The 9,270-nt window shown below is 37.4% G+C and carries 11 protein-coding genes; 10 read left to right on the top strand and 1 reads right to left on the bottom strand.

The genetic code is table 11. The features are described from left to right. Nucleotides 1–115: 115 nt before the first annotated feature. The 10 genes from WG906_RS05370 (at nt 116) to WG906_RS05415 (ending at nt 8,155) form a co-directional block, all read left to right on the top strand. Nucleotides 116–574 carry a MarR family winged helix-turn-helix transcriptional regulator gene (locus WG906_RS05370; RefSeq protein ID WP_339991495.1) on the top strand — a complete coding sequence of 153 codons (459 nt, stop codon included), beginning with the start codon at nt 116–118 and terminating at the stop codon, nt 572–574. A 2-nt stretch (nt 575–576) separates the two neighbouring features. Further along, complete coding sequence (locus WG906_RS05375) at nt 577–1,407, top strand: alpha/beta hydrolase family protein (protein WP_339991496.1); 831 nt, start codon at nt 577–579, stop codon at nt 1,405–1,407. A 63-nt stretch (nt 1,408–1,470) separates the two neighbouring features. Beyond that, on the top strand, nt 1,471–2,022 hold the full coding sequence (locus WG906_RS05380; RefSeq protein ID WP_339991497.1) for an RNA polymerase sigma factor: 552 nt from the start codon (nt 1,471–1,473) through the stop codon (nt 2,020–2,022). A gap of 30 nt (nt 2,023–2,052) precedes the next feature. Continuing rightward, a complete protein-coding gene (locus WG906_RS05385; protein WP_339991498.1) occupies nt 2,053–2,679 on the top strand; it encodes a hypothetical protein in 627 nt (208 codons plus the stop codon). A gap of 4 nt (nt 2,680–2,683) precedes the next feature. Continuing rightward, nucleotides 2,684–3,091: a hypothetical protein gene (locus tag WG906_RS05390; protein WP_339991499.1), complete on the top strand. Its 408-nt coding sequence runs from the start codon at nt 2,684–2,686 to the stop codon at nt 3,089–3,091. A 45-nt stretch (nt 3,092–3,136) separates the two neighbouring features. Beyond that, nucleotides 3,137–4,324: an aspartate aminotransferase family protein gene (locus WG906_RS05395; RefSeq protein WP_339991500.1), complete on the top strand. Its 1,188-nt coding sequence runs from the start codon at nt 3,137–3,139 to the stop codon at nt 4,322–4,324. A 113-nt stretch (nt 4,325–4,437) separates the two neighbouring features. Next, nucleotides 4,438–5,889, top strand: coding sequence for a circularly permuted type 2 ATP-grasp protein (locus WG906_RS05400; protein ID WP_339991501.1), 1,452 nt, complete (start codon nt 4,438–4,440; stop codon nt 5,887–5,889). Between the two features lie 13 nt (nt 5,890–5,902). Next, nucleotides 5,903–6,838 (top strand): alpha-E domain-containing protein, encoded by a 936-nt coding sequence (locus tag WG906_RS05405; RefSeq protein WP_339991502.1) that lies wholly within the window; start codon nt 5,903–5,905, stop codon nt 6,836–6,838. A gap of 18 nt (nt 6,839–6,856) precedes the next feature. After that, on the top strand, nt 6,857–7,822 hold the full coding sequence (locus tag WG906_RS05410) for a transglutaminase family protein (RefSeq protein ID WP_339991503.1): 966 nt from the start codon (nt 6,857–6,859) through the stop codon (nt 7,820–7,822). Nucleotides 7,823–7,888: 66 nt separating this feature from the next. Beyond that, entirely contained in the window at nt 7,889–8,155 is a 267-nt protein-coding gene (locus WG906_RS05415; protein WP_339991504.1) for a hypothetical protein, read from the top strand. Nucleotides 8,156–8,193: 38 nt separating this feature from the next. Here WG906_RS05415 and WG906_RS05420 read toward each other — a convergent pair whose 3' ends face one another. Then, nucleotides 8,194–9,177 carry an acyl-ACP desaturase gene (locus tag WG906_RS05420; RefSeq protein WP_339991505.1) on the bottom strand — a complete coding sequence of 328 codons (984 nt, stop codon included), beginning with the start codon at nt 9,175–9,177 and terminating at the stop codon, nt 8,194–8,196. Between the last annotated feature and the right edge of the window lie 93 nt (nt 9,178–9,270).

Consider the following 9,270-nt stretch of genomic DNA (forward strand, 5'->3'; position numbering starts at 1 on the left):
AATATCCTATAAGTATCTAAAATACCCCGAAGTAAAAAAATAATAGAAAAATTATCCTAAAACAATAATTTTAAGCTAAAATTGAATGATATTTACGACAAGTTGACAACCCTTCATGAATAAAACATTACCTTCTGAAGACCTGATTGAGAATGTGCGTACTGCCCCCGGTTTTCTTTTATGGCAAATTGAAATGTGTTGGCAAAGATTAATAAACAAAGCTTTGCTGAAATTTGACCTCACCTACACCCAATTCATTGTATTATCGATTTGTTCATGGCTTACCGAAACCAATAAACAAGTCTATCAGCACCAGGTAGCAAAATATTCGCGCATAGATCGCATGATGACTTCAAGGATTTTAGCAAGCCTGGAAAAAAAGGAATACATTAGTCGTATAAAAATTGATGGAGATGCGCGGGCGAAAATTGTAAATTTAACTTCCAAAGGAAAAAAAATACTAGATTTATCGTTAAAGACGGTATCAGACTTAGAAACGAATTTCTTCACTCCCCACAATAGAAACTTCGTTGATTCGATGAATGATATCCTCTCAGACTGCGAAAATCTTTGATAATGCTTGATCAAACATATTATACTATATCCGGAGCTTCTAACAAACGAATCTCGATTGATTTGATTTCATCCGAGAATGAACAAATTAAACCTCTGGTTATATTTGTTCATGGCTTTAAAGGATTTAAAGACTGGGGCACCCATCATTTAGTAGGAAGGTACTTTGCTGAACATGGATTTAACTTCTTAAAATTTAATTTCTCTCATAACGGAATAGGTCAAAATCGGGGTGATCTGTTTGACGACCTTGATGGGTTTTCAAAAAACACGTTTTCCAAAGAGCTTTTCGATCTGAATCAGGTTATCACGTTTGCATTGAGTGGAGAACGATTTAAAAAGCCTTCTGATATTTTCATAATTGGACATAGCTTAGGAGGAGGAATAGGAATTATTCAAGCCTCGGAAGATAAAGCAATTAAAAAACTCGCAACCTGGGCATCTGTCAGCAGTCTAAGAAATTTATGGTCTCCTGATCAGGAGGAGGAATGGAGAAAGAATGGTGTTTTATATTTTCTGAATTCAAGAACTAAGCAACAAATGCCAATTTCTTATAGTCTTCTTGAAGATTTCAACGAGCATACCGAAAGACTGGATATACTTTCTGCAGCAAGAAATATTACACAACCCTGGTTAATTATCCATGGAGAGAATGACAAAGGAGTAGATCCTAAACATGCCTACGAATTACACAATCAACAGGCCACCAGTCAATTACTACTAATACCTGCCGCAGACCACGTATTTGGCGCAACACATCCCTGGGATACAGCCTCTTTACCACTTGCTTTAGAACATGCATGCAATGCAACCATTGCACATTTTAAGGATTGAGTATTTAACCGGACATAGGCGAATTAACAATCAAATTGTTAATTTCATGGTTTATCAGAGTACATGAAACAAGTTGAAGACGCGGAAATACTTAAAATGTTTGCCGATGAACGCACCCGAGATGAAGCGTTCACCCTGCTTGTAAAAAAATACCAGCAGAAAATCTACTGGCATATTCGCCGTATGGTCATCGATCACGATGATGCCGACGATCTAGTTCAGGATACTTTTGTTAAAGTTTGGAAATACCTTGCAAATTTCAGAAGTGATGCACAGCTATATACATGGCTCTACCGCATCGCATCAAATGAATGTATCACCTTTTTAAATAAGAAAAAGCAAAAAAACAATATTTCCATGGACGAGATGCCTTATGATCTATCCGACACACTTGCAGATAGCACCCAGATTTCCGGAGATAAAATTCAATTAAAACTGCAGCAGGCACTTATTACTCTGCCAGAAAAACAACGGCTGGTTTTTAATATGAAATATTATGATGACTTGAAATATGAAGAAATCTCGGAAGTTTTAGGAACCAGCGTTGGTGCATTGAAAGCCTCTTTTCATATCGCGGTAAAAAAAATTGAGAATTATTTATTAAGCAATGATTAAACCATCGGCACAAAATAGATTCAATAATATATGGATTTGAATGAGATGGACGAGAAATGGCAAGAAATAGCGCCAACACTTGCAGCGATGGAGAAAACAAATCCTTTCTCTGTGCCCGACAGGTATTTTGACGAAATGCAACAACAATTGTATTCCCGGCTGAAAGTCGGTCAATTTGATAATGAGAAACCTTATTTTAATGTTCCTGATAATTATTTTGACATACTTGAAAGCAAAATCACATCTGTCATACAACTGGAGAAACTAAAGCCAATATCCGAAAGTCAGGAATTTTCAATTCCTGAAAACTATTTTGATACGCTTGAGAAGAAAATCAGAACAAGAATTGAATCTGAGGAAATAAAAACTTCTCAGCCTAAAATAAGGCAATTGTTATCCAGCTGGGTAACTTACGCTGCTGCAGCCTCTATCGTTGCAATAATTAGTTTTGGACTTTATTTCAACAATAGGAGCAATAATTTAGAAGCACAAATAGCGAAACTCCCGGCTGATGAAATAGTTGATTACCTTCAGCTTTACAGCGATGTGGGTGACGCGCCTTTAATTATCAAAAACTTAGGTACTGAATTTGACATTTCTGAACTTAGTACAGATGTTACAGACCAGGAAATTGAGCAATATCTTGAATTAAATTAAAAAAATGAAAACCTGGATATATAGTATACTACTCGGCACTGCACTATGGCTCCCCGCAAGCGCTCAGCAAAATCAAAACATAGAGTCGGTAAGAGCTGCATTTATAACACAAAAATTAGATTTAACTACAGAAGAAGCCCAAAGATTCTGGCCTGTATATAACAGCTACCAGCAAGAACTTCAAAAACTTATTTCAATAAAAAACAATCAGCGAAAGTCGTTTAAACAGTCTGGAACCGTGCCGGTTGATGAGCTTAAAATTGACAGTGAAATTCTGGAGTTAAGAAAGCGCTACCGGGAAGAGTTTGCGAAGGTGTTACCCAGACAAAAAGCTGCCTTGATTTATCCGGCCGAAAGGGAGTTCCGCCAGCAGCTGATTGAGCATCTGCAGAAAAGAAAAGGAAAATATTAAAAATACAAAAGCCTCAAACCTCTGAGGCTTTTGTATTTTTACTTCATGTTGAACCTCCGCCAATTATTTTTACTTAACAATGCCCAAACATCTTCAACCCCTCGTTTACTGGAAATTGAACGGGCAGAAGGAATGTATTTATATAGCCCCGATGGTAAAAAATACATGGATATGGTTTCCGGCTTTGCCGTAAGCAATGTTGGTCATCGGCATCCTAAAGTCGTTCAAGCTATAAAAGATCAGGTTGACCGCTATATGCATCTTTCTGTGTATGGCGAATTTGTACAAGCCCCACAGGTATTATTTGCCGAAAAACTGGTATCAGTATTACCCGAAACACTTAACTCTGTGTATTTTGTAAATTCGGGAGCAGAAGCTACAGAAGGAGCATTAAAACTAGCCAAGCGATTTACAGGAAAAAGCAAAATCGTATCGTGCTATAATGCATATCACGGAAGCACCCATGGCGCCTTGAGTGTAATGGGAAATGAGTACTATAAAGAAGCATACAGACCCCTATTACCCAATGTTTTTTTTATAAACTTCAATCACTTTCCCGATTTAGAACAAATTGACACAGATACCGCATGTGTCATTCTGGAAACTATACAAGGCGAAGCTGGAATCAGGGTGCCAGATGCTGATTATTTACTGGCTCTCCGAAAACGATGTACGGAAGTCGGTGCTTTACTTATTTTAGATGAAATTCAAACTGGCTTCGGTCGAACCGGACATTTGTTTGCATTCGAACATTTTAATATTGTTCCGGATATTCTGTTACTTGCTAAAGGTATCGGAGGAGGAATGCCAATAGGTGCATTTATTGCGAGTCGCAATGTGATGAATTCATTGATGGAAAATCCAATTCTTGGACATATTACCACCTTTGGAGGACATCCCGTATGTTGCGCAGCCGGCCTTGCAACCCTCGATGCTCTTTTGACTGAAAACCTGATGCATAACATTGATAAAAAGGAAGCACTTTTCAGAGAACTACTTGTTCATCCGCTGATCAAAGAAATTCGCGGAAAGGGATTAATGCTGGCAATTCAATTAGAGACATTCGAACAGGTAGAGTTTGTAAGTCAAACTGCAACTGCGAATGGTGTTATTATTGACTGGTTTCTCCATTGCGATACAGCATTACGGCTAGCTCCTCCTTTAATCATCTCGCAAACAGAAATTCTGGATGCCTGCAAATTAATTATAGACGCAATCAAGAAGCTTCCATAACAAATTGATACTATTACCCAAAAAAAATTACAATTAACGCATAAAATCATTGCAATAATCAAAATTTAAAAGATTATTCTTATATATTTACAAGAACCGAATAACTATATTTTATGGGTGGACCGAATTTTTTGGACAATTACAAACCAACATCAAATACATGGGATGAAATGTTCAATTCTGAACATGATATTCGTTCCCCATATAAAAAAGTGATTGATTACCTCTCAAAAGAATCAATTGACGACTTAAACAAAAAGGAAGAACTGGCAAAAAAGTTATTTATGAGCCAGGGGATTACTTTCACAGTTTATAACAGTGGCGAAGGGGTAGAGAAGATTTTTCCGTTTGATATCATTCCCAGAATTATTACAGCATCTGACTGGACATTTATAGAAGCCGGAATAAAACAGCGCCTTAAGGCTCTGAATATATTCCTTAAAGATATTTACAGCAATATGTTCATCGTAAAGGATGGAATCATCCCTATTGAGATGATTTACTCATGTCCTCACTTCTTACGTGAAATGTTTAACGTCGCTGTACCTCATGATATTTATGTTCACATTGCAGGAATAGATTTAATCCGCGATAATGACGGCACCTATTATGTTTTAGAAGATAATTTACGTACTCCTTCTGGAGTAAGCTACATGCTCGAAAACAGAGAAATAACCAAACGGCTGTTTCCGGATCTGCTTCCTCAATGCAGGGTCAGAAGTGTAACAGAATATCCGGAAATATTATACAAAAACCTTCTGGCCATCTCACCACGACAAATTTCAAATCCTACAATAGTATTGCTTAGCCCAGGATCTTATAATTCCGCCTACTTTGAACATACTACATTAGCTCGTTTAATGGGGGTTGAATTGGTAGAAGGAAGGGATCTTATGGTCGATAATCATAAAGTTTATATGAAAACAACTCATGGCCGGCAACAGGTTGATGTAATATACAGGCGTGTCGATGATGAATATCTCGACCCTCTGGTGTTTAACCCAGGGAGTATTTTAGGGGTGGCGGGATTAATGAGCGCATACAGAAAGGGCAATGTGGCTATTGTTAATGCCGTAGGAAATGGGGTTGCTGATGATAAAGCGATTTATTCGTATGTACCCGATATGATTAAGTACTATCTTAATGAAGAACCATTGCTTAAAAATGTTCCTACTTACCATCTGGAAAAGAAAGATCAGCAAGAATATGTTTTTGAAAATATCCAGAGCATGGTAATCAAAAAAACAAATGGTAGTGGCGGATATGGCATGTTAATGGGGTACATTGCAAGCGATTCTGAAATTTCGGATTATAAGGAGGAAATACTGAAAGATCCCCGTCAATTTATTGCCCAGCCTACTATAAGTCTTTCGGCAGCTCCCTGCTATATGAATGGTGCATTAATGCCCAGAAGGATTGATTTGAGGCCTTTTGCTCTTTGCGGACCTGACGGTATTGAGATTGTACCCGGTGGACTTACTCGCGTTGCACTAACAGAAGGATCAATGGTTGTAAATAGCTCACAAGGCGGAGGCAGTAAAGATACGTGGGTACTCGCATCATAAAATCAAAGGCAGAATGTTAAGTAGAGTTGCATCAAATTTATATTGGTTAAGTCGCTATGTTGAACGCAGTGATGGCATTTTGAGAATGTTGAAAATTAATTACGCCTCATCTCAAGACTCCATTCACGAATTTACCTGGCGGCCTGTTATAAAGCTTTATACAAAGCTTGAAGAAGAGGGTATAAAAGCTATTGAACATAATAGCAGAGATGTTTTACTCTATATGATAGCGGGAAAAGAAAATCCGAATTCTATCATAAATATGATAACCTTAGCCAGAGAAAATGCTCGAAGTGTTCAGGATCACATAACTAAAGATCTGTGGCAATGCCTAAATGAATATTATCATTTAATAAAAGATAACAAACTTATTTCTTCGCTAAAAAAAGATGATCCGATCTCAGCATTGGATTTATTAATCAGACAAGGAATGCTTTACTGCGGTACCGGAGAAGTTACTATGGAGCGTGGCGAAGGAAGAAGTTTTATGAATATCGGAAAGTATCTGGAAGGGGGCATCCAGTCGGCCGATATCCTTGATGTCAAATTCGGAACTATAAATAATGATCCTGACTTATTAACCGACACTTCATATTGGAAACATGTACTATTGTCGCTGGGAGGATACGAATTATATTTAAAAACTTACAGACAAGGCTTTGAGGCAGAGAATGTACTTGAACTTGTTGTTCTTAATAGCGACTTTCCACGCTCAGTACTTTATTCGGTAAAAAATATTGCCAGATACCTTGAACGATTAAGAATCAATAATAACATTTCCGAGTTTAAAGAAATATCTATTCTAATAGGTCGTTTAGAAAGTAGAATAAAATATAGCACATTGCAGTCGATCAGGGAGGAAGGATTACACCCCTACTTATATTCAATAAAAAAAGAACTATATATAATCGGAGACGCATTAAACGTTCAATATTTCGCTTATTCATAATAGTGTAACAAATAAACAATGCCTAAATTTACAATAATGCATACTACCCGGTATACCTACGCCGGACTGGTTAGAGATAGCGCCAATCAAATTATTTTGTTTCCCATTAATGATAATTACCAGGAAGTCTTAAGTCATGACTTGAAAATAAGCGGTGATCCATACGTGGATATATATAAAGATTATTTTGGAAATGAAGTTGGCACATTTACTCATTACCTTCCCCATACTGAACTTGAGATCTATTCAAAACTTTCAGTAGCCACCCATCATAAACCTCTTCCTGTTGATGATATGTTTGCTTCGCAGCAATGGATAGACCTTGCAGCTATAAAATCAAAAACACCTTACGTTGATTATTTACTACAGGAACATTTCGAAGGCCTGAACGAATTAAAAGAAGTTGTGGAACAGCAACGTATACATCACGAAACCCCCTATCAAACAGCTTTACGTTACACAAAATATATTTTCGATAATTATAAGTATATCCCCGGAATCACTACTGTAGAAACTCGTCTCGATGAGGTTTGGAAGTTAAAGGCAGGTGTGTGTCAGGATTTTGCTCACATACTCTTGGTAATGCTGCGGTTATTAAATATCCCTTCAAGATATGTTAGCGGGTATGTTTGCCCAAATAAAAACGGGATGCGCGGTGAAGGAGCAACTCATGCATGGGTTGAAACTTACCTTCCGGGCTACGGTTGGTTAGGTCTTGATCCAACAAATAATTGCGTTGCAAATGAAACCCATGTTCGGTTAGCTGTAGGACGGAACTTTCCAGACTGTACCCCAGTAAAAGGAGTTTATAAGGGCCAGGCGAGACATAATCTGGAAGTATCGGTATCAGTATCTTACGAGAATGATGTTCATGAAGAAAATGAATTAGTTGAATTTCCAGTTGAAAAACCAGCAGGCTTCTCTGTAAATAGTTTTCAATTATATACAGAGCGCATTGAACAACAACAGCAACAGCAGCAATAATTAGAAATTATTTAATTCAACAAAAAAACTGGCATAGGGTTATATTAATAACAAATACCTAGCATTATGTCAGAAAACGATAAAATCCCTTCCAGATTAACACAACAAGAATCTTCTGTAGGAAAACAACATCCTGACGATGATAATTTCAATACCATTAACGAAAAACCTTATCCAAATCAGGAAATGAGTGAAGGCGCCGATAATGAACAGTTTATTATTAATAATAATTCAGGTGGTAACCCTAACTCAACTGAAAGTGGCCACAAAACCGAATGGATAGACGAAAGAAAACAAAATGAACATTCTGTCGACGATGCTCCTGAGGATTAAAGAAAAAGGGAAGTAATTTTTGTTACTTCCCTTTTTCTTTACATAGCATGTATCCAGCTAAATTGATAATTAAGAGTTGGTGATTTCATTCGTTCAGCAAGCCTGATTAAGCGATCTGGTAATTTCACAAGATAATCCCTGGCTTTTTCACCAGATTCATCCAATCCAGTTACTTTCTCAATTTCCCACTCTTTTATCAGATCACGTAATATATCTACATAATCGATAGCAGTGTAAACTCCTAGACGTTGCGCTGCATCGGCAAAATGTGTAAACGTATCGCCTGCCTTTTTGCCCATCTCACGTAGGAAATGCGCTGGCATTACAATCTTTTTCTTCATCATATCTTCAAATGCGATCATCACCTCATTTGGATCAACCTGCATAATCTGATAAATAAAATCCATATAGGCTTTAGCATGGCGCGCCTCGTCTCCGGCAATAAAACCACACATTTTAGATAATAATGTGTCTCCTTCTTTTTTAGCCAGAGAAGCGACCCTTCTATGAGAAACATTAGTAGCCAATTCCTGGAAGCTTGTATAAATAAAATTTCTGTAAGGATCTCTATCGGTTCCGATATCAAATCCATCAGCAATTAAATACTGGGTTGAGATCTCCATCTGGCGCATATTCACACGTCCAGATAAGTATAAATATTTATTCAATAAATCTCCATGGCGGTTTTCTTCACCTGTCCAGTGTCTCAACCATTTCATCCAGCCTCCCTCTTCATCCTTAGACACCCCTTCAACAGTTGCTAACCAGGATTCGTATGTTGGTAATGCTTCTTCAGTTATAGTATCACCTATAAGTACCGCAAAGAAATCATAAGGCAAGCCTTTTGCAGTTTCCTGCAATTCTTTAACCTCCTGTAGGAAATTCTCGCTGCTTGAGTCCGGTAAAAAATCAGCAGGTTGCCATATAGTATCTATTGGCTTCAAATACTCGCCAATATTATCCAGCATATATTTTTCAATATGCTGCATTACTTCTCTTCTTGCACCGTAATTGATGTTCATGCTTTTTGTTAAAGAGGCAAAGATAAAGATATAAATGAAATCTTAGCCATGATGTATAAATAGAAACGTACAAGTAAAAATATAGTTTTCCCA

The sequence above is a fragment of the Pedobacter superstes genome (assembly GCF_037622515.1).
GTDB lineage: Bacteria > Bacteroidota > Bacteroidia > Sphingobacteriales > Sphingobacteriaceae > Paradesertivirga > Paradesertivirga superstes.